Source organism: Heliomicrobium undosum (assembly GCF_009877425.1).
GTDB classification, from domain to species: domain Bacteria; phylum Bacillota; class Desulfitobacteriia; order Heliobacteriales; family Heliobacteriaceae; genus Heliomicrobium; species Heliomicrobium undosum.
This window is the reverse complement of record NZ_WXEY01000002.1, coordinates 29,375-49,214: the sequence shown is the minus strand read 5'-3', so window position 1 is coordinate 49,214 and position 19,840 is coordinate 29,375. Positions and strand designations below refer to the sequence as shown.

22 protein-coding genes are annotated in these 19,840 nt (G+C 61.6%); 1 reads left to right on the top strand and 21 read right to left on the bottom strand.

Annotation, left to right across the window (positions count from 1 at the left end):
* Positions 1 to 3: 3 nt before the first annotated feature.
* The 12 genes from GTO91_RS02270 to cobU all read right to left on the bottom strand — a co-directional run bounded on the left by GTO91_RS02270 (position 4) and on the right by cobU (position 11,539).
* On the bottom strand, positions 4 to 759 hold the full coding sequence (locus GTO91_RS02270; protein ID WP_161254283.1) for an AAA family ATPase: 756 nt from the start codon (positions 757 to 759) through the stop codon (positions 4 to 6).
* Between the two features lie 128 nt (positions 760 to 887).
* Positions 888 to 1,184 (bottom strand): DUF1232 domain-containing protein, encoded by a 297-nt coding sequence (locus tag GTO91_RS18330; RefSeq protein ID WP_161254282.1) that lies wholly within the window; start codon positions 1,182 to 1,184, stop codon positions 888 to 890.
* Between the two features lie 31 nt (positions 1,185 to 1,215).
* Positions 1,216 to 1,857 (bottom strand): alpha-ribazole phosphatase, encoded by a 642-nt coding sequence (gene cobC, locus GTO91_RS02260; protein ID WP_161254278.1) that lies wholly within the window; start codon positions 1,855 to 1,857, stop codon positions 1,216 to 1,218.
* Positions 1,854 to 2,978 (bottom strand): pyridoxal phosphate-dependent aminotransferase, encoded by a 1,125-nt coding sequence (locus GTO91_RS02255; protein WP_161254274.1) that lies wholly within the window; start codon positions 2,976 to 2,978, stop codon positions 1,854 to 1,856. The genes cobC and GTO91_RS02255 overlap by 4 nt, the downstream gene beginning before the upstream one ends.
* Positions 2,975 to 3,892: a GHMP family kinase ATP-binding protein gene (locus tag GTO91_RS02250; protein WP_161254271.1), complete on the bottom strand. Its 918-nt coding sequence runs from the start codon at positions 3,890 to 3,892 to the stop codon at positions 2,975 to 2,977. Before GTO91_RS02250 ends, GTO91_RS02255 begins: the two co-directional genes overlap by 4 nt.
* Positions 3,893 to 4,018: 126 nt before the next feature.
* Positions 4,019 to 4,888, bottom strand: coding sequence for an adenosylcobinamide-GDP ribazoletransferase (locus tag GTO91_RS02245; protein ID WP_161254268.1), 870 nt, complete (start codon positions 4,886 to 4,888; stop codon positions 4,019 to 4,021).
* A 1-nt stretch (position 4,889) separates the two neighbouring features.
* Positions 4,890 to 5,945 carry a nicotinate-nucleotide--dimethylbenzimidazole phosphoribosyltransferase gene (cobT, locus tag GTO91_RS02240; protein ID WP_161254265.1) on the bottom strand — a complete coding sequence of 352 codons (1,056 nt, stop codon included), beginning with the start codon at positions 5,943 to 5,945 and terminating at the stop codon, positions 4,890 to 4,892.
* A 63-nt stretch (positions 5,946 to 6,008) separates the two neighbouring features.
* Entirely contained in the window at positions 6,009 to 6,581 is a 573-nt protein-coding gene (locus GTO91_RS02235) for a cob(I)yrinic acid a,c-diamide adenosyltransferase (RefSeq protein WP_161254262.1), read from the bottom strand.
* On the bottom strand, positions 6,578 to 8,122 hold the full coding sequence (locus tag GTO91_RS02230; RefSeq protein ID WP_161254258.1) for a cobyrinate a,c-diamide synthase: 1,545 nt from the start codon (positions 8,120 to 8,122) through the stop codon (positions 6,578 to 6,580). The genes GTO91_RS02235 and GTO91_RS02230 overlap by 4 nt, the downstream gene beginning before the upstream one ends.
* Positions 8,122 to 9,207 carry an adenosylcobinamide-phosphate synthase CbiB gene (gene cbiB / locus GTO91_RS02225; protein WP_161254254.1) on the bottom strand — a complete coding sequence of 362 codons (1,086 nt, stop codon included), beginning with the start codon at positions 9,205 to 9,207 and terminating at the stop codon, positions 8,122 to 8,124. The genes GTO91_RS02230 and cbiB overlap by 1 nt, the downstream gene beginning before the upstream one ends.
* Positions 9,208 to 9,214: 7 nt before the next feature.
* Positions 9,215 to 10,843 carry a cobyric acid synthase gene (locus tag GTO91_RS02220; protein ID WP_161254251.1) on the bottom strand — a complete coding sequence of 543 codons (1,629 nt, stop codon included), beginning with the start codon at positions 10,841 to 10,843 and terminating at the stop codon, positions 9,215 to 9,217.
* Positions 10,844 to 10,963: 120 nt separating this feature from the next.
* On the bottom strand, positions 10,964 to 11,539 hold the full coding sequence (cobU, locus tag GTO91_RS02215) for a bifunctional adenosylcobinamide kinase/adenosylcobinamide-phosphate guanylyltransferase (protein ID WP_161254248.1): 576 nt from the start codon (positions 11,537 to 11,539) through the stop codon (positions 10,964 to 10,966).
* Between the two features lie 34 nt (positions 11,540 to 11,573).
* Here cobU and GTO91_RS02210 point away from each other — a divergent pair, with 34 nt between their 5' ends.
* Positions 11,574 to 12,134: an HDIG domain-containing metalloprotein gene (locus GTO91_RS02210; protein WP_161254245.1), complete on the top strand. Its 561-nt coding sequence runs from the start codon at positions 11,574 to 11,576 to the stop codon at positions 12,132 to 12,134.
* Between the two features lie 35 nt (positions 12,135 to 12,169).
* Here GTO91_RS02210 and GTO91_RS02205 read toward each other — a convergent pair whose 3' ends face one another.
* From GTO91_RS02205 to cbiD, 9 genes are read right to left on the bottom strand one after another with little or no spacing between them, the layout of a single operon-like run.
* Positions 12,170 to 12,790 (bottom strand): precorrin-8X methylmutase, encoded by a 621-nt coding sequence (locus GTO91_RS02205; protein ID WP_161254242.1) that lies wholly within the window; start codon positions 12,788 to 12,790, stop codon positions 12,170 to 12,172.
* Positions 12,790 to 13,155, bottom strand: coding sequence for a sirohydrochlorin chelatase (locus GTO91_RS02200; RefSeq protein WP_161254240.1), 366 nt, complete (start codon positions 13,153 to 13,155; stop codon positions 12,790 to 12,792). The genes GTO91_RS02205 and GTO91_RS02200 overlap by 1 nt, the downstream gene beginning before the upstream one ends.
* Positions 13,156 to 13,202: 47 nt before the next feature.
* Positions 13,203 to 14,054: a precorrin-6A reductase gene (cobK, locus tag GTO91_RS02195; protein WP_161254237.1), complete on the bottom strand. Its 852-nt coding sequence runs from the start codon at positions 14,052 to 14,054 to the stop codon at positions 13,203 to 13,205.
* Positions 14,051 to 14,740, bottom strand: coding sequence for a precorrin-3B C(17)-methyltransferase (gene cobJ, locus GTO91_RS02190; RefSeq protein WP_235919002.1), 690 nt, complete (start codon positions 14,738 to 14,740; stop codon positions 14,051 to 14,053). Before cobJ ends, cobK begins: the two co-directional genes overlap by 4 nt.
* A complete protein-coding gene (locus tag GTO91_RS02185; RefSeq protein WP_161254233.1) occupies positions 14,737 to 15,900 on the bottom strand; it encodes a cobalt-precorrin 5A hydrolase in 1,164 nt (387 codons plus the stop codon). Before GTO91_RS02185 ends, cobJ begins: the two co-directional genes overlap by 4 nt.
* Positions 15,897 to 16,664, bottom strand: coding sequence for a precorrin-4 C(11)-methyltransferase (cobM, locus tag GTO91_RS02180; protein ID WP_161254231.1), 768 nt, complete (start codon positions 16,662 to 16,664; stop codon positions 15,897 to 15,899). The genes GTO91_RS02185 and cobM overlap by 4 nt, the downstream gene beginning before the upstream one ends.
* On the bottom strand, positions 16,661 to 17,377 hold the full coding sequence (gene cobI, locus GTO91_RS02175; protein WP_161254230.1) for a precorrin-2 C(20)-methyltransferase: 717 nt from the start codon (positions 17,375 to 17,377) through the stop codon (positions 16,661 to 16,663). The genes cobM and cobI overlap by 4 nt, the downstream gene beginning before the upstream one ends.
* Positions 17,378 to 18,712 carry a precorrin-6y C5,15-methyltransferase (decarboxylating) subunit CbiE gene (cbiE, locus tag GTO91_RS02170; protein ID WP_161254227.1) on the bottom strand — a complete coding sequence of 445 codons (1,335 nt, stop codon included), beginning with the start codon at positions 18,710 to 18,712 and terminating at the stop codon, positions 17,378 to 17,380.
* Positions 18,625 to 19,836, bottom strand: a complete 1,212-nt coding sequence (gene cbiD, locus GTO91_RS02165) for a cobalt-precorrin-5B (C(1))-methyltransferase CbiD (protein WP_161254224.1) — start codon at positions 19,834 to 19,836, stop codon at positions 18,625 to 18,627. Before cbiD ends, cbiE begins: the two co-directional genes overlap by 88 nt.
* Positions 19,837 to 19,840: the final 4 nt, after the last annotated feature.

Genomic DNA, 19,840 nt, shown 5'->3' with positions numbered 1-19,840 from the left:
GGTTTACTCCATCAAAATTCCCAACATCTTTTTTCTATTCATCAGAAACTCTCTTGTCACCCGGTAATGTTCCGTCTGTTCGTATTCAACCACTTCAATGCCATTTTCTGAAAAGTGAAAGATTATTGCATCCGGATAGGCCATGATAATCGGCGAGTGGGTAGCGATAATAAACTGGGAACTCTGTTGAACCAAATCATGGATTCGAGAAACCATTGCCATCTGGCGGGTAGGAGAAAGGGCTGCCTCCGGTTCATCCAGTATGTAAATTCCACGTCCGCCAAAACGATTCATAAAAGTAGAGAAAAAAGCCTCCCCGTGGGATTGACTATGGAGCGACTTCCCGCCAAATGAATCAATGACTTTTGAGCCTCCGAATGGTGCGCTATCAAGCTCTTCAATATTCGTAGACAGGTTATAAAAACTTTCTGCTCTTAAAAAGAACCCATCTTTCGGCTTTTTGTGATTACGAACGATTGTAAGGTAACGGTGCAATTCGGAATGAGAATCGCGGGTTGAAAAATTGAAGTTGATTGTGCCACCTTCGGGATTAAAACCGACAGCGACAGCAATAGCCTCCAGAAGTGTTGACTTACCTGTTCCGTTTTCACCTACGAAAAAAGTAACCTTGGGGTGGAGCTTCAATTCCTTTAATTCTCTTACAGCAGGCAGTGAAAACGGATATTCCGAAAATGTGGGTACTTCACTTTGACGGAGTCGGACACTCCGAATATATTGTCCTTGATTTTCCGCAATCATATCTGCACCATCCGAGCGTTAATAACCCGAAAAATGTGATGAAAAAGTAAAAACCTTCCGATCTTCAGTAAGAAAGATAGAAGGTTTGTTTTTTTAACGTAATAACGGTCAGCGCAGCAGGTTCCAACCTACTCAAACCGGTCCAAATACTCATACACCACATAATTCGGTGCAGAGGCGACGAACCGGTCGATCAAAAACAGGATGACCGTGATATCATCCAACTCCCCCAACAGGGGAACCAGGTCCGGAAGCAGGTCAAGGGGCCAGAGCAAGTACATCAGGCTCAGGCCGAGAAAAAGCGCTTTATTCACCAGCGGCACCCGGTTGTCCCGCAGCAGGGCGTAGAGAAGCCGGGTCGAGCGGGGCAGGTTGAGCAGCAGCCGCATCCGTTGCCAAAAACCGGGCGACTGAAGGGACGGCACATGAATCCCCCCATCCACATCATTTCCAGTACTATTCTACCCCGCTTTTGCCGCCGGGAAAAGCCCCCGGAATCAGGTGGGTCACGTCATTGATCCGCTCGATGATGCCCTTGCCGTCGTAAAACTCGATGATGTTCAGCGCCGTGTTTTCCTGACGGATCTGCCATGCCCGGTCCAGGTCCACTTCCAAGATGGCGCAGAGCAGGGTCCGGATTGTCCCCCCGTGGGCGACGATGGCGATCCCCTCCCCTTCGTGCTTTTTCACCAACTCCATCATCGCCTCATGGGCGCGGCACTGGACGATGGCAAAACTCTCGCCGCCCGGCAGTTGCAACCGACCCGGCGCCGTGTGCCAGGTTTTGATCTCCTCCGGGTAGGCCTTCTCGATCTCTGTAAAGGTCATCCCTTCCCAGGCGCCGAAGTTGCACTCCCGGAAGCGCGGTTCAAGGATCAACGCGGTGTTGTGCCCTTCCGCGATGGCGCGCGCCGTTTCAACGGCACGGCTCAGGTCGCTGGCGAAGACACGGTCGATTTTTTCTCCGGCCAGGCGCCGCACCAGCAAGCGGGCCTGCTCACGCCCCTTCTCGCTCAGTTGCACGTCGCTGTGTCCCTGGTAACGCCGGGCCAGGTTCCACTCCGTCTCGCCATGGCGGATCAAGTAGACACGGGTCAAAGCATTCCCTCCTCTGCGAGCACCGCCCGCATGGCTTCTATCAGCCGGTCGGTGGCCGCCTTGTCGCGGACGGCCAGTCTCAGATAGCGTTCTCCCAATGATAAAAAGGTATTGCAGTTTCGAACCAAAATGCCCCGGCCTCGTAACCGTTCCGTCCAACCTGTCGATGAGATCCCGCTTTCGGCGACATTAAGCAGGGAAAAATTGGAGTCCGACGATAGTGGCGACAATCCAGGCAGTTCTGACAGTTGCTGAAAGAGGTAATTCCGCTCCTGGGGCAGCCGTTCCCACGTTTTTCGGTGATAGTCGTGGTCCGCTAACGCGGCAACGCCCGCCGCCTGGGCCAGGTGGTTGACGACCCAGGGATCGCGCCGGCTGACGATCCCCTTGATGATGTCGCTGTCGGTGATCAAGGCGCCCAGGCGAAGTCCGGGGATGGCAAAAAACTTTGTCAGAGAATAGAGGACAGCCAACCGGTCGTTCCCGGCAGCTTGGGGACAACAACTCAAGGCGCGACCGTCAGGCAGAAAATCGAGAAAAGATTCGTCCACCAGCAGGCGGACCGGCGATGATTCGATATGGGCCAGGACGGCCTGTTTTTCCTTCTCTGTCCAAACCCAGCCTGCCGGGTTGTGGGGTGTACAGAGGATCGCCGTATCACAGCCCTCCGCATGGAGGGCTTTTTTCCATGCCTCCACATCGATGCGGAATTGGCGCTTTTCGTCGAGCGGCAAGCGCACCGCCACACCGCCCTGGGCGGCCACAGCCCGCTCATACTGGCCGAAGCCCGGTTCAGGGATGAGCACACGCCGGGCCTGCACGGCATGGAGCCAGTGATCGAGAAGGTCGACGGCGCCGTTGCCGGCGCAAATCGATTCCGGCGGAACCGCCAGGTGATCGGCCAATGCATCGATCAAGCGACGGCATTTGGGGTCGGGATAGTGGACGACCTGATCGATACCTTCCACTATCGCTTGTCTCACCTGCGGCGAGAGGCCCAAAAAGTTGATGTTGGCGCTCAGGTCCAGGATCTCCCCCATCGGAACGCTTCCATCCTGGGCGGCGCTCCACACATCGCCGCCGTGCCGGTAGGGCGTCGATTCTGCTTTTTTCGCTGTCATAACGCTGCATCCCTCCCCCACCGGCTTGTTTCGGTAAACCGGGGACCGCCGCCGACGAGACGGAAATGGCCCAGCGGGCTCCATTGGGGAAAACGCGCCTCCACCCATGCGGCGATGGCGCCGATGCGGTGGCGCCTGCTGTCCGGCACAAGCACCCCCAGGGCGGTTCCGCTATGGGCCACATTCACCCCGACGGCGCCGAGGGCGCTGATGCCGCCGATGATCTCGTCGAGGGCTTCTTTGGGCAGGATCGACTGGTTGGCCCGGGCGCTCACGGTGGCCCCTTCCCCGATCCGCCCCGGATCGCCGATCCTTAAGCCCTGGGTGATCAGGGCAAAGGCCCGGCGAACGGCAACCTCTTTTTGGCGGTTCGCTTCCAGCAGGTCAGTCCGGCTGTTGAACTCGATGGTGTCCACCTCGCCGCCGAGGTCGTAGGCCAGGATATGCAGCGGAGGGATAGGCGGCATCCCGACCGTCTTGCCCCAGGCGCCGCTGCGGTGATCGAAGACGGCAATCCCCGGGAAAAACAGGCCGTCCGAGGGTTCGACGGCGATGGCGATGCGGCCCATCTCCGCAGGGGCCAATTCTCTTCCCAGCGCCCGGGCGACGGCAAAGGCGGCGGCGCAGATGTCAGCGGTGCTCGTCGCCAGCCCTTTGCCGGAAGGCAGAGGATTGTCCACGTCGATCCGGACGTCGAATCGTCCTGCCAGATTCCAAAATTCCAGCAAGGTCGAAACGGCCCGGGCCGCCTTGGGCCGATCGGCCAGGCCCTCGATGCAGCCGCTTCCCTGCGTCAGGGAGGCACTGGCCATGACCCAGGCGTCAATGGGACAGGTGAGGTGCAGGAACCGGCCCCCGATCAATCCCTGGGCCAACTCGCCGCAAGTAGCTGGCAGTTGCGCCTGACCGAACACGCCAAATGCCTCCTTTCAGACATCTTCTTTGGGAACGACTATACTTCCTTTGGAACGACTAGAGAATCGTCACAAGTGAAACCGCTGCAGAACCTAAACCAAGCGATACAGATAGAGGCGCTTTACTTAAAGAGACCTCAACAAGAGCAACGCCGTCAAGAGAAGGAGCACCTCACCGATCTCACAACTAGCGCCGTAGATGTCGCCGGTCAGTCCGCCGAGAAAGCGGGTGAGTTTCCCGCCCCACCAGCGAAAGAAGAGCCAAAGGAGCGCCAGGGACACCCATCCGGCGAGACCGGCTACAAGACCGGCCACCGCTACGGCAAAAAGGGTCCCTGCCGCAAGCACCGATCCGTCGATATAGCGGTTGAACAGCGACGCCATCCCCTGGCTCCGAGCGTAGGGGAAGCCACTGACCATAAAGACGACGGCCCAGCGCCCCGCCATGGGCATCCACAGCAGTGTGATCCAGAGGGGGCTTAAGCCCTGACCATATAAACCGGAGATCACGTTCCAGGCCGGCCACCAATCGAGGATTTGATTGAGGCCGCTTAGCTGCCACTGGTCGGAAAGGTGGACGGAGCCACCCCACTCCCAGAGGGCATAGATGGCGGCGGCCTTGGTCATCAACAACACCGTCACTGCCAGCACGGAATGAGCGCCCACGCGGGAATCGCGCATGATTTCCAGCACCCGTTCCGGCTTGCGGGCCGAAAAAATCCCGTCAAAGGTGTCCATGAACCCGTCGAGATGAATCCCGCCGGTCAGGTAGAGATGCAGCGCCAGCAAGAGCGGCGGAAGGATGACCGGCGGAAAGAGAACGCCGATGATCACAGACGCCCCGCTCAGGAGCAGGCCAAGCAGCAACCCAACGAGGGGAAGGTAGACGAAGGAACGGCCGAAGTCTTCGTCGCCGCTCTCCCCCATCGCCCCCACCGGCAGGCGGGTGAAAAAGGAGAGGGCGAGGCGAAAACGCAGCCATGGCCGGACAAACATATCAGTCGATCGATTCGCTGACGCCGGCGCTGGAGAAGGTGGCCATTTCATTGGAGATCTTGACGGCCGCGTCGATCATGGTCATGCCCAAGGCCGCGCCGGTGCCCTCGCCGAGGCGGAAGTTCATCATCAGCATCGGTTTGAGGCCGAGGTAATCGAGCATAAACTTGTGGCCAGGCTCCTCGGAGAGGTGGGAACCGATCATATAGTCGCGGGCCTGCGGGCAGATGGTTCCGGCGATCACCGCCGCCGCGCCGGAGATGAAGCCGTCGATAACGACCGGGATCCCCTGGGCGGCTGCGCCGAGGCAGACACCGGCGAGGCCGGCGATCTCCAGACCGCCCACCTTGGCAAGCACATCCAGGCCGTCGGCGAGGTTGGGTTGGTTCACTTCCAGGGCGCGTTTAATGGCGTCGATCTTGATTTGCAATTGCTTGTCGTTGACACCGGTCCCCCGTCCGACCACATCCTCAACGGCGAAACCGCCCAGGGCGGCGATGATGGCGGCCGACGGCGTCGTGTTGCCGATGCCCATTTCCCCGGTGCCGACGATGCGCACCCCGCGCTGTACGGCGTCGTCGACCACCTCGGCCCCGATAAGGATGGCCTGGATCGCCTCTTCGCGGGTCATAGCCGGACCCTTTGTCATGTTTTTCGTCCCATAGGCTACTTTGCGCCGAATCAGGCCGGGAAGGTCGGGCATGTCGACGGCGATGCCCATATCGACACAGATCAGGTCCGCCCCGGCGTGGCGGGCCAGGACGTTGATGCCGGCGCCGCCGTTGGAGAAGTTGATGACCATCTGAGGCGTCACTTCCTGCGGGAAGGCGCTGACCCCCTCTTCCATGACGCCATGGTCGCCGGCCATCAGGATGATCGCTTTTTGCAGGGGCTCCTTCGGGATCTCGCCAAAGATGCCGGCCAAACGTTTGACCATGTCTTCGAGCACACCCAGGCTACCCCGGGGCTTGGTCAGGTCATCCAGGTGGTCTTGCGCTTTTTCCATCGCTTCGGCGTTCAAGGGTTTGATCTGTTCGATCAGAGCTTCCAGTGTCATCGTCGAATCCTCCCTTACATTCTCCATCAATAATGAAATCATTCTCCGTCGAATGTATGATGGCTAATACTCAATCCCCCGCCGGGAAGGGCTGACCCCGTCGGCAAGGGGGTGTTTTTGGGGAAACAATTCGGTAACCAGGTGGGCCTGTTCGATGATCTCCGGCGGCATGCGTCGACCGGTAAGAACCACTTCCATCCCCGCCGGGCGGCTGCGCAGCAGGGACAGCACCTCATCGACGGTCACATAGCCCCGGTTCATGATGTAGCTCACCTCATCGAGGACGACCAGTTCGGCCCGACCCTCCCGCAGCACCTCGCTAGCATAGGCAAGGCCGAGGCGCGGCCAGGGATTCTCCGGCGCCCGGTTGCGACGAAAACAATCACCGCAGTTGACACAATGGGCGAAGCCGGAACGGATCAGCGCCGACCGGGGACAGCCCCAGCCGAACTGGGTGATGGCGATCTCCGGCACGCGTTGGATCGCGTACAGTTCCCCCATATAGGCGCTGCCTTTTTGAAACTGGATGATCTCGCAGCGCTTGCCGTGGCCGGCGGCACGCAGGCAGAGCCCGAGAGCGGCTGTCGTCTTCCCTTTGCCGTCGCCCGTATAGACCTGAATTAGCCCCGGCGTCATGGTCCGCTTCCCCCTTCTGGAACGGAGCGGCCCTGCCGGCTCTCCGCAGGCCTCGTGGTGGGTTCGGCGGCGCTAAGGCGGTCACCGTTACGGCTGCCACCGTTTAAACTGCCGCCGTTATGACTGCCGCCGCAGAGTCGATCGACAAAATGATCCATGGTCGCCGGAAAGGCGGAAAAGTGAAAATGAAAGTACGAGGCCGTCAAGGCGCCCCGGCTGTAGCCGTCTGGGCGGCTCTCCGGGTTTTCCCCGGCCGTGCTCGTCTTGGTGAGGATAAAGGCGGGACTCGGCGCGGCTTCCGGCGCAAAGGCGGCGTCAGAGTAGTGAAACTCATGGCCGCGCAACCGATCTCCCCGGCGGCCGAGCAGGCTGTCTCCCGCGATTTCGGCGGTCACATAGCCCAGGGCGCGCCGTTTTTTGCCCATCACACAGGTGGCGGGCACAAGGCCGGCCAGCGGATACTCGCGGCCGTTGCTGTCGCGGATCGACCGGCAGAGGGTCATGAAACCGCCGCACTCGGCGTAGATGGGCATATCGTTCCGATGCAGGTAAGCCAGTTCCTGCAAAAAGGCGCTGTTGGCCACAATTTGCTCCAGGTAGAGTTCCGGATAACCCCCGCCCAGGTAGAGCCCGTCGATCCCCGCCGGAATCGGATCGCCTGCCACCGGCCGGAAGGGAACCCACTCGATGCCGCGCTCGGCCAGATCGCGCAGCCCGTCTTCATAGTAAAAATGAAAAGCCTCGTCACGGGCGATAGCAACGCGAGCCGCCGGGCTTTTGAGCTTACCCGCCGCATTTTTCTCGTTCCCCGTAGGTTCACCTTCCCGTGGCGAGCTTTTGGCGGCATACACCGTCATCCGCTCTAACAGTAAATCCACATCCAGGTGTTCCTCGATCACATCGGCCAGAGACCGCCAGTAGGTTTCCAGGGAAGCCGTCTTTTCCACAGCCGATACGAGCCCTAAGTGACGCTCCGGCATGGGCTGAACGGCATCGCGGGGGAGGCAGCCGAGAACAGGAATCCGGCAGGTCTGCTCCACCGCCTGGCGGACCATGCGGCCGTGGCGCGCCGAGCCGATCCGGTTGAGGACCACACCGGCTACCGGCAACGCCGGGTTCAGGCGGCAAAAGCCGTAGACGACAGCGGCGATGCTTTGGGCGGCGGAACGGGCGTCCACCACCAGGACGATGGGGGCCTGCAACAACGCAGCCAGGGCGGCTGTGCTCCCGGCCCCCCCCGGCGGTTCCCCGGCGGCGCCGTCGAAGAGACCCATGACCCCCTCAATCAAGGCGACCTGCGCCCCCTCGACGGCGCGCCGGAACAGGCGCTCGATCGTGCCCGCCTCCATCATCCACGTATCCAGGTTGGAACAGGTCCGTCCCGTGATCAGGCGATGGAAGGTGGGGTCGATGTAATCAGGTCCCGTCTTGAAACTCTGCACCGTCAACCCTCGCCGCCGCAATGCCGCCAGGAGGCCCATGGTGACGGTGGTTTTTCCTGCGCCGCTGTGGGCGCCGGCGATCACGACAGAAGGGATCATCACAACCACTTTCCTAATCCGATGAGAATTGCGGAACCGGCGAAGGCAAAAATTGCTGTCGTCAGCGCCATCACCTGCACGGCTTGGCCGATGTGGCGGGCCTCCAGGGTGACGAGCGGCTGGCCCATGGTGGCCCGGTGGGAAGGCCGTCCCTGGTAGGTATTGAGGCCGCCCAACTGCACCCCGAGCGCGCCGGCCATGACCGACTCGGGGATGCCGCTGTTCGGGCTGGGGTGGCGGCGGGCGTCTTCCCGCCAGGTGGCGATCATGCGTTTGAAGGGAAAGCCCATCAGTGTCGCCGCCAGGACCATGGAGAGGCCTGTCAGCCGGGCGGGGATGTAATTGGCCGCGTCATCAAGGCGGGCGGCGAAGCGGCCGAACCAGAGGTAACGGTCGTTCCGGTAGCCGATCATGGAATCGAGGGTGTTGACCGCCTTATAGGCATAGGCGCCAGGGACGCCCAGCAATAAGGCGTAAAAGAGCGGGCTCGTGATGCCGTCGACGGTGTTTTCCGCCACTGTTTCAACGGTCGCCCGAACAATTTCGCCTTCACCGAGGTTCATTGTGTCTCGACCCACGATCCAGGAAAGCTTCCGCCGCGCCTCCGCTAGGTCTCCCTGCTCCAATAGCCCTTTGATCTCCAGGGCGGCCTCGGCCAGGCAGCGCCCGGCGAAGGCGATCCCCAGCAGGATGGCGGCGGCCAATTTCCCCAGGAGGGCCGGCAAGGTCGGGGCGCTGCCCGCCAGCTCGCCGAAGCCGGTCAGATGGATAACCGACATCACGAGCGCGGCGATGGCGAAGGTAACGGCGACGGTTGCAACCGACAGGACCGTTCCTCTTAGGAAGGCGGAGCGATTCCCTGCGCCGGTCGTGACGTATGTGCTCCCGGCTGAGGCCGGGTAGAGCTTTTTTTCCAAAAAAGTGATCAACCTGCCGATGCCGATGACCGGATGGGGAAGCCAACGGGGGTCTCCCACCAGGCTGTCATAGAGGAGCGCCAAGAGCAAGGTGACGGCGCCGATGGAGAGTCCGAAATCGAGAAAAAGCGGCAGGTCCTTCACCAATAAGGGTGCAATTACGTTCATGTAAGAGTCACCCGACCTGTGGATCGGTAGGCCCCTGCTGACCGGTAGTTTCCTGAGAACCGGAAGACCCATTCACACCGGCCGATTCGCTTTCACGAACAGGTCTCGGAAGCCCGACGATCTCGTAGAGCAGATCCATGCGCAGGCTCTGGCGGACGATCTCGCCCAGGCGATCATAATCCTGCTCGCGCCGCTCCCGTATGGAGGGGATGCCGGCAAAATCGATCTCCGGAAGGCCCTTTTTTCGGCGCAGCGTGTTCAACAGGTGATGGCGGAGCGGTTCGTTGTCGAAGATGCCGTGCAGGTAGGAGCCGATGACCAGGCCGTCGCCGCCGACAAGGCCGTCGACGACATCCACCGTCTCATCGCCGCGTTGCCGGATCCGGCAGAAGAACGGCTGATCACCAGTGGGACAACTCTGGCCCATGTGGATCTCGTAGCCCTGGACGGTCAACCCCTGTAGGGGCGAAAGGAAGGGCCCCGGACCGCAGAGGGTGGCCGTGGCCAGGCGGGTCACCTTTTCCGCTTCCATCGTCGTCACCATGTCGAGCAGGCCCAATCCGGCGATGGAGGGCAGGGAGCTTTCGACCCCGGCCGGATCGGCGATCTCCCGGCCGAGCATCTGGTAGCCGCCGCAAATCCCCCAAACCGGCGCGCCGTTAGCGGCCAGCGCTTGAATCTCCATGTCGATCCCCATCTGACGAAGCCAGCGCATGTCTTCAATCGTGTTTTTCGTGCCGGGGATAATGACCAGATCCGGCTTGCCCAGTTCACCGGCCCCTTCTACATAGCGGACCCGAGCCACGCCTTCCGCCTCCAGCGCGTCCAGATCGGTAAAATTGGAGATGCGGGGCAAGCGGATGACGGCGATGTCCAGCATTTCGCCGGAGGGAACCTGCCGTTCCGCTTTTTCCAGGGCCACCAAGTCCTCCTCCTGGATGTTCAAACCCCGGAAGTAGGGGATGACGCCGAGCACAGGGATCTTCGTGTACTCCTCCAAAAAGTCAATGGCCGGCTGGAGAAGCGAGATGTCGCCGCGAAACTTGTTGATGACGATCCCTTTTACCCGTTCCCGCTCGTCCGGGTCGAGGAGCGCCAGGGTCCCGACGACGGAGGCCAGTGCGCCGCCCCGGTCGATGTCGGCCACGAGGAGCACCGGCGCGTCAGCCATCTTGGCCACCCGCATGTTGGCGATATCGCGGGCCTTTAAGTTGACCTCGGCGGGCGAACCGGCGCCTTCGATGACGATGACGTCATACTCCGCGTGAAACTTGTCGAGACAGGCCTGGATCGTGTCGAGGGCCGACGTAGCATATTCTAAATGGTACTCGCGGGCGCTGATGTTGCCGATGGGGCGGCCCAGGACGATCACCTGGGATGACGCCTGTCCCGTCGGCTTCAGCAGGATCGGGTTCATCTCCACCTGCGGTTCGAGCCCCGCCGCTTCCGCCTGGACAACCTGGGCGCGCCCCATCTCACCGCCGTCGCGGGTGACATAGGAGTTAAGGGCCATGTTCTGGGACTTAAAGGGCGCCACCTTGTGCCCGTCGCGATAAAAGATGCGACAAAGGGCCGCCGCCAGCACGCTCTTGCCGACGTTGGAACTGGTTCCTTGCATCATAATGGCTTTGGCCATGGGTTGCTCCGCTCCCTTCCCCTAAACGGGGCCTTGCTGTCAGGGATTAAACTCGTCAGCAGTCTGCCTTTGACTGGGGGCTTTTTCGGACGCTGCTTACCTTTGAAACGGGCACGTTCTTTAAGCGGGTCCTTTGACCTGCAGCGGGCAGCCGGCGACAGCCAGATACACCCGGTGGGCTTCGGCAGCAAAGGCTTGCTGCACCCGGCCTGCCGCGTCGCGGAAGGCGCGGCTGAGCGGATCAGGCGGGACGATCCCCCAACCGACCTCGTTGCCGACGGCGATCACCGTTGCCCGGGAGGCGCTGGCCTGCTTGGCCGTGCGCCGGGCCATGTCGACGAGATCCTGTTCTTTTTGGTTGTTCCAATCTTCTTCCCGGTATTGCGGCAGCAGCAGGTTGGTCGTCCACAAGGTCAGGCAATCGATCAGGATCACCCGTCCTTCCTCGTCCCACTCATCGATCACCCGCAACAAATCGAGTGGCTCTTCGACGGTCTGCCAGGCGGCGGGGCGGCGCTGCCGGTGCGTATCGACGCGGCGACGCATCTCTTCATCAAAAACGCCAGCCGTGGCCACATAGACCACCTGCTGCGGCGCTGTGCCCGCCGCTTCGGCAGCCAGTTGTTCCGCCCAGGCGCTTTTTCCGCTCCGGGCGCCGCCGGTGACCAGCACCAATTCTCCAGACTGAATGTGCATCTACGTCAACGCCTCTTCGTGATATACTGATTGCATGAAGACAGAGCTTTTTTCCAGAATCCTATACCGTTGCCGGCAAGTCCTGCAAGCCTGGCAACCGCGCTTTTCGAAGGAAGAACTGGTTTGGGCCGACGCGTTCCTCACTCCAGAGGAACGGGCGGTCTTCCTGGAGATGGCCCCCGCCGACCGTCGCCACGCCCTCGATGTGGCCCATCTCTGCCACAGGGCGTCTGGCGAACTATCGCCGGAGGCGCAGCAACTGCTGCTCAAAGCCGCCCTGCTTCATGACATGGGCAAGCGCAACGCCAGCATCGGCCTGGTTCACCGCATCCTCTATGTTCTTCTCGGCTCGCGGCCTGAGAAAAGTCAAGCCTTCTACGGCTGGCCCCTGCTGGGCAAACCGCTTTCCGTCCTTGCTGATCACGCGTCCCTGGGCGCGCAGGAAGCGGCGCGACGCCACTGGACGCCGGCGCTGGTGGAACTGATCCGGCGTCACCATGGCGGTTGCCAGGGTGAACGTAAGTTAACGGAACCGGAGCACCCGGAAATGGGCAAATTATTGTCGCTGCTGCAGGAGGCCGACAACCGCTGTTAGCCTCCGGTTGCCATCAGCCGACATCACATCAGCAGCTAGGGCATCTGCAACAACATGGCATTGACGATGGCGGCGGCAATATTGCTGCCGCCTTTGTTTCCCGTGACCGTAATGTAGGGCACATCAGCCTGGGTCAGCGCTTCCTTCGATTCGGCTGCGCCGACGAAGCCGACCGGTGTGCCGACGATCAAAGCTGGGCGGCAGCGGCCCGCCTCCACCAGCGACAGCAGGTGAAACAGCGCGGTGGGCGCGTTGCCGATAGCGATGACGGCGCCGTTCATCTCCGGGGCAAGCAGGTCGAAGGCGGTCATCGCCCGCGTCTTGCCGGTCCGCTCCGCCTCGGCGACAACGCGGGGCTCACTGATCGCGCAGACAGCATTGCCCCCCTTGACAGAGAGGAGACGGCTGTTGACGCCCACGCGGACCATGTTCACATCCGTGAAGACCGATGCCCCCCGGGCCAAGGCGGCGATGCCGATAGGGACAGCGCCGGGGCTCCAGCGGACCAGCTTGGCAAACTCCGGATCGCCTGTCGTGTGGACGACGCGCTTGATCACCTTGCGCTCCTCTTCCGATACAGGCAGCGGACCGATCAGCCCGTCGATGATCTCCATGCTTTTTGTCTCAATGGCGCGGGGATCGGTGATGTAGTCCATCAACTGACCTCCTGGATGCGCTCGAAAATCAACTGGGCGATGCGTTCATCGGCGCCGAGCGGTCGTCCCACGGTGATCTGAATGTTCGGATAGCTCTTTTGCAGTTCCTCCAGTTCTTCCGGGATATCCTTTTGAATATGAACGCCATTGTACAAAAAGAGCGGGATCACCTTGACATCGTCGACGCCGGCGGCGACCAGTTGGGCAAGCCCTTCGGCCATGCTCGGCTTAGCCAGTTCCATAAAAGAGACGACGAGGGGCTCCACCCCGTGTTTTTCCTGGACCATGCGGCCGATGGCCACGGCATGGTTGTTCGCCTCTTGCAGGCGGCTGCCGTGGGCGATCATCAAAATCCCCGTTTTCATGATTACCTCTCCTTTTCCCTATCCGGCGACCTTTACAGACCACTTGTTCAGATTTCACTGGTGCTGGTTTCATGTTCCAATTTCATATTCTGATTCGGGAAAAGACGCTCCTTATCCGACCATTGCAGCCTCTCCCCGGCCCAGGCGACTGCTTCGTCAAAGTCAGTCGTTGCACAGGGATAAGGCAAAGCGGGCCGGCAGAGCAGGATCGTCTTCAGTCCCATTCCGGCGGCGGCGCGGAGCTTGGCGTCGGCGCCGCCGACAGCGCCGCTCTCCTTGGTGACCAGCCAGCGCGCCTTTGTTTGCGCGAACATGGCCCGGTTCATTTCCTCACTGAAGGGACCCTGCATGGCGATGATCTGATCGGCCTGGAGGCCCAAATCAAGGCATTGCCGCAGCGAATCCAGGTCGGGCAGGACACGTGCGATGGGGCGGAGCTTCTTTTGCAGCAGAGGCGGCACGACCTGTGGCAGCGCCCGGCTGCCGGTGGCGAGAAAGACCGTCTCCCCTTCCTCAGCCTCTCCCAGCGCATCCAGCGCCTCTTCCCAATTCCTCACGGCGATCAAGTTCGGGAAATCTGTCGTATCTACGGAAGGCCGCTCATACCGGAGATAGGCGACACCCTCTCCGGCAGCCAGTTTCAGCAGATTTTCCGACACCACGCGGGCGAAGGGATGGGTGGCGTCGATCACGGCAATGATCCCTTTTTCCCGGACAAAGGACCGCATCGCCGGAGGGTCCATCGCCCCCTGATGGACAGGCACCTTCCCGGAAAAAGCCTCCTGGAGGAGTTGGGCGCCGTATTCGCTGACGACACTGGCGATGACCGGCAGTCCGGCCCGCCATATCCCTTCGATCAACCGGCGGGCGTCCCGCGTTCCGGCGACGACCCAAATCACCAGCGGTATCCCCGCGGGGTGATCATCCAGCCGTCACGGACATAGGTCTGCGAGTTGCCGATGACCAGGATGGTGAACATGTCGATGGGGTGCTCTAAAAACTCTCCCAGGGTGGTCAATACCCTCTCCTCGCCCTCACGCCGGGCGTTGCGGACGATGCCCACCGGCGTGGAAGGCGGACGGTGCTGGAGCAGCAGTTCCCGCACCTCTTCGATCTGGTGCACCCGCTTGGTGCTTTTCGGGTTATAGAGAGTGATGATGAAGTCGCCGGCAGCGGCGTTCTCGACGCGCCGCCGGATCAGATCCCAGGGGGTGAGCAGGTCGCTAAGGGAGATGACGGCAAAGTCGTGCATCAGCGGCGCGCCCAAGACGGCGGCGGCGGCGGTGGCGGACGTGACGCCGGGGATCACCTCCACGGTGACCTGTCCTTGCGCCTCCCGCTGCTGCACCGCTTCCAGGACCACGCCGGCCATGCCGTAGACACCGGGGTCGCCGCTGGAGACGACGACAACCGCTTTTCCTTCCAGTGCCAGATCGACGGCCAGGCAGGCCCGGTCAATCTCCTTGCGCATGCCCGAGGCCTGCACATCTTTTCCCTCGATCAGGTCCTCGATTAACCTCACATAGGTGCTGTAGCCGACGATCACATCGGCTTGGGCGATGGCTTGTAACGCCCGCCCCGTCATCTGGTCCCGGTTGCCTGGTCCCAATCCGATGACGGCCAGGGAACCTCGGCCAAGGCCACGGTCACCGGGCCGGCAGCCCGTTTCTTCAACAGGAGCCGCGCTTGAGGATGTGTCAACAGCGCAGTCGGTTCGCATACAGCTTTCACTCCAATCGTATCAGCCACAAAAGAGGAACCGCCGATCTCCCGGTGGCTGTCACAGCAGGCTTGTATTTCATCGGCGGAAAAGGTGCGGAAGGGAACATCATAGGTTTTCGCCAGGGCGATGAGGGCCGGTTCTTCGGCCTTCACCCAGGCGCTGGCGATAGCAGTCAGGCACCGGGGATGAACATCAGCGATCCGGCAGGCTTCCTGGAAGGCTACATGCACCTGTTCCAGCGACACGCCCCGGCGGCAGCCGATCCCGGCGACGAGACAGCAGGGAAAGAGCCGGAGGTCGACCGGCGGCTCCACCCAGCGTGATGAGAACAGCACCCGGCTTATCGTTGGTTCCCCTATGGGTTCCCGCAAGGGCTGCCAGGGAAAGTCTGCTTCCAGTTCCTTCAAAACAGGCAGGAACCGTTCGTCGGCCAGCCACTTGATCGCGTCCCCCCGCAGTTGGGCTGAGGCGATTTTTTTTACAGCCGCCCATGGTTCGATGCGGGCGCCCCAGCGGCGGGCGAAGGTGTCGACAGCCGGCAACCCGGCCACATCGGTGGCAGTCGTGATCACCGGGATGGCCCCGATGCGCCGGCCCACCTCTTCGGCCAGTTCGTTGGCGCCGCCCCAGTGACCGGCCAGAACGCTGATGACAAAACGTCCGCCTTCATCTAGGGCGATCACCGGTGGGTCGGTGCGCTTGTCGGCGATCCGAGGCGCTAGCAGGCGAACGAGGATCCCGAGCGCGCCGATAAAGAGAATCGGCTTACCCGATGAAAAAATCGGTCCGAAGGTGTCCCGCAGAGGGGGGCGCCAGTGGGAAATCGCAGTTTTAACAGCGCCATTGACGATAGCCGCGTCTATTCTACCAGCGCTGTTGGGATGATCGGTCACGTCTGAACGGCCACCCTCAGGGACACCACCGTCTCCATCCGCAGGCAGCCACAGCCGCGCCTCCGGAAAAACATTGCCGATGCGCCGGGCCAGGGCGCTCCCGCCCGGCGTCAGCGCCAGCACGTTCACTCGCCGCTCCCCCGTTCAGCCTCCCGGTATCCGTGGGCAAACTCAGGGTGATAGAGGAGGGAACGTTGGTAAGGGCCTTCAAGAAACTGGCCCACCATGATCATGGCAGTGCGGGAAATCCCGGCCTCTGCCACCTTGCCGGCGATGTCGCGCAAGGTTCCCTGGACCGCCTTTTCGTCGGGCCAGGAGGCCTTGTAGACGACAGCAGCCGGTGTATCCTCAGGATAGCCGCCGGCGATCAAATCGGCCGTCACCTGATCCAGCAGGTGGGTGCTGAGGAAAATGCACAGCGACGCCTTATGCTGCGCCAGGCCGGCCAGGGATTCCTTTTCCGGCACCGGCGTCCGTCCGGCCAATCGGGTGATGATCACCGTCTGGGAGACGTCGGGGAGTGTAAACTCCTTGCGCAGGCTCGCGGCGGCGGCCAGGAAGGAACTGACGCCGGGAATGACCTCATAGGGGATGCCCATATCGTCGAGGGCGTCCATCTGTTCCCGGATCGCGCCGTAGATGCTGGGATCGCCCGTATGCACGCGGGCCACTTTTTTACCCTCTCCCACCGCCCGCTCCATGACGTCCAGCACCGCCTCCAGGGTCATTGAGGCGCTGTTGTGGATCTCGGCCTCAGGCCGGCAGACGTGAAGGACAGCTGGGTTAACGAGCGATCCGGCGTAGATGACCACATCGGCCTCTGCGAGGCGCTTCTGCCCCTTGACGGTGATCAAATCGGGATCACCCGGTCCCGCTCCAATAAAACTGATCAAATCGACACCCCCTTTGGTTTGACAATCAACAGGCTGAGATAATCGAGCTTTTGTCCGACCAGAGAAGCCAGGTCACAGACGATCCGCTCCTCCGGCGTCCCGCAGCGGGCCACAAAGGCGGCTGATTCGGCCCGTCCCTCCTCTTGCAACACCCGGTAAATCTCGTCAAAGCGAGAAGCCACCTTCATCAGGACCAGATTGGGAAACTGCCGCAGCAGCGGGCGCAGTTCCTCCGGGTCGCGCAGCGCCGGGACGACGAGCAGCGGCTCCTCGCCCTCGGCGAGGGGAAGGTTGAGCCGCGATGCGCTGGCCGAAAAAGAGGTGACACCCGGCACACTCTCGACGGATAGGTCAGGGTCGATCTCCCGGAGCGCTTTTAACAGGTATCCATAGGTGGAAAAGAGCAGGCAGTCGCCGATGGTGACGAAAGCCGCATCCTTCCCGGCGGCCAACCTGTCGTAAATCTGCCGCGCCGCTTCCTCCCAGGCATCCCGGAGGAGGCGGTCATCCTGGATCATGGGTAGGTGCAGCGGAACAATCTCTGCTGATTCAGGCAGGATGTCGCGAATGATAGTCAGCGCCACACCCTCGCCGCCCCCTTTGCCACGGGGCGTAAAGATCACCGGCGTCGTCTCCAACAGGGCGACGGCCCGCCGCGTCAGCAGCGCCGGATCGCCCGGTCCGACACCGATGCCGTAAAAACGTCCCAGCATTCAGCCACTCTCCTTTCGGGTCCAGATGATGACGACGGGATTCTGGCTTTTCCACAGGTGAACCGTTCCGGCAGGCTCCAGCCGGTTCACCTGGATCTGACTGGCCTGAAAAGAGATTCCCCGTTCCCGCAGCCATTGGGTAGCAACGGCCACCGTCTCGACGGTGACGGCGTTGAGGACCAACCGGCCGCCCGCCTTCAAGCAACCCCACACATTCTGCAAGATCTCCGGAAGTTTTCCGCCGGAACCGCCGATGATCACCGCATCCGGCGCCGGCAGGTGGACGAGCGCTTCCGGCGCTTCACCCAGCACTGGAACCAGATTGTCTACGCCCTGCTTTCGCGCATTGGCTTCGATTAGATCGCAGCCAGCCTGGCCGCGTTCCACGGCGAAGACTCGTCCGCCCCTTGACAAGAGGGCCGCTTCCACGCTGATCGAACCGGTGCCTGCGCCAATGTCCCAGACGATGTCCCCCGGACCGACCTGCGCCCGGACCAGGGTGAGCGCCCGGATATCCGACTTGGTCATGGGGACCTGGCCGCGGATGAAGGCATCATCCGGCAAGCCGACATTTGTCATTAAAAGTGGACCCTTCGCCGGCTGGACGCCCAGAATCGTCTCTGTCTGGCTGTTCGATCCGGCATTCTCTTTGCCGTGCGATTCGACGTCAAAGCCCCCCTCGACGATCAACAGGGACGGCTGATACGCTCCTGTTTTCACAAGTGCAAATGTATGTACAGTGCCAGCCTCGACCGACTCATCGTCATAACCAAGGTTGCGCGTCACATAGGCGCGCCGTTCCCCCTCCCCCTGTGCATCCAGGTAGGCGGCCACCGCTTCCGGCGTGTGGTCGGGATCGGTCAGGAAGGCTACCCACCCCGGATGCCGGAGAGCTTCGAGGGCATCCTCCATAGGACGGCCATGCATGCTCTTCCAGGCAGCCTCCTGCCAAGGGAGCTTGAGGCGGGCAAAGGCCATCTGCAGGGAACTCAAACCGGGGATGACCTTGATCGGTTCGTCGCCGAGAGAACGGATCAGACGGGGCAACAGGCTGTAATAGCCGGGGTCTCCGGAGACGAGAACGGCAAGACGCCGCGATAGCCGTTCGGAGGCGATATAGTCGATAAGGTTATCGAGACGACGGTCGATGATCCGTCCCGGCTTGTTGTAACCGGCGAAGAGCGCCAGCGCGCGAGGCCCCCCGACGAGAACATCGGCCTCCTCCACCGCCCGCAGCGCCGCTGGTGTCAAATATTCTTCTGTGCCGGGACCGATGCCGATGACAGTGACCGGAAATCCCGGTCGAATCCCGGAAGCGTTGCATGGCGACTCCACCCTAGCGGTTCTCCCTTCAAATCTGTGAATATGACCGAAACAGTTCCGCGAAAACGTTGGGCTGCTTTTTCGGCGGCCACCTCGGCCAGGTGGTCGAACAAGTCAAGACGGCCAGCTCGATGCAGCAGTTCCACCGCCGCTTCCGCTGTGTTGGCCTCCAGCACCGCTTGGACGAGTTCCAAGGGCAAGCCGCAGACGGCTGCGTGGGCGGCGATGATCTCCCTGCGCCCGTCGGCAACCTTGCTGTGGGTGTGGAAGATGCCGCCGGCGACTTTGACCAGCTTCCCCACATGGCCCCAGAGCAGGATCTCCTGGACACCTTTTTTGGCGCAGGCGTCGAGCATATGGCCGATGAAGTTGCTCGTCAGCACGATGGCGTCAGCGGGCGCTCCCCGCTGCTCCAACCCTCGCCGGCCCATGTGACCTGGTGTCAGCAGGAGGGTCCGGTGTCCGGCAGCCAGCGCGATATCGATCTGCGGCTCAAGGCTATGTTTGAACGCCTCTTCTGACATGGGATTGACGATGCCTGTTGTTCCAAGAATGGAGATGCCGCCGACGACGCCCAGGTGAGGGTTCAATGTCGAAGGTCCGACCCGCTCTCCTTCCGGCGCCCAGACGGTGAGGCGAACCCCCTTGCCGGGCGGCAGCGCTTCCTTGACGGCGGCTGTGATCATGGCGCGGGGCGTCGGATTGATGGCCGCTTCCCCCACCGGCACGGCCAAGCCAGGCTTGGTCACCCGGCCGACGCCCAGCCCCCCGTCGATGTGGATCCCTTCCGGCGCAGGCAGGGCAGTGACGCGGATCGCCATGCCGTGGGTCGCATCGGGGTCATCGCCCCCATCCTTGATTACCTGGTAGGTAACTCCCCCGTTTCCATTGACAGAGGGCTCGTGCTCATCGATGCGTTCCGCCTTGACGATCAGCCGTCCGTCATAGGGCAGCGGGATATCCACCGGCAGTGATTCTTGCAACGTTGAAGCAGCGGGAATCTCTGTTGCTTCGTTTGGTGTCTCGGCGAGTGTTCCAAGTGTTCCATAGAGGAAACCTGTCGCCGCCTTGGCCGCAGCGGCGGCGCAGGATCCCGTCGTATAGCCTTTTCGCAGTTGTTCCCACTCTCCCCGCACATAA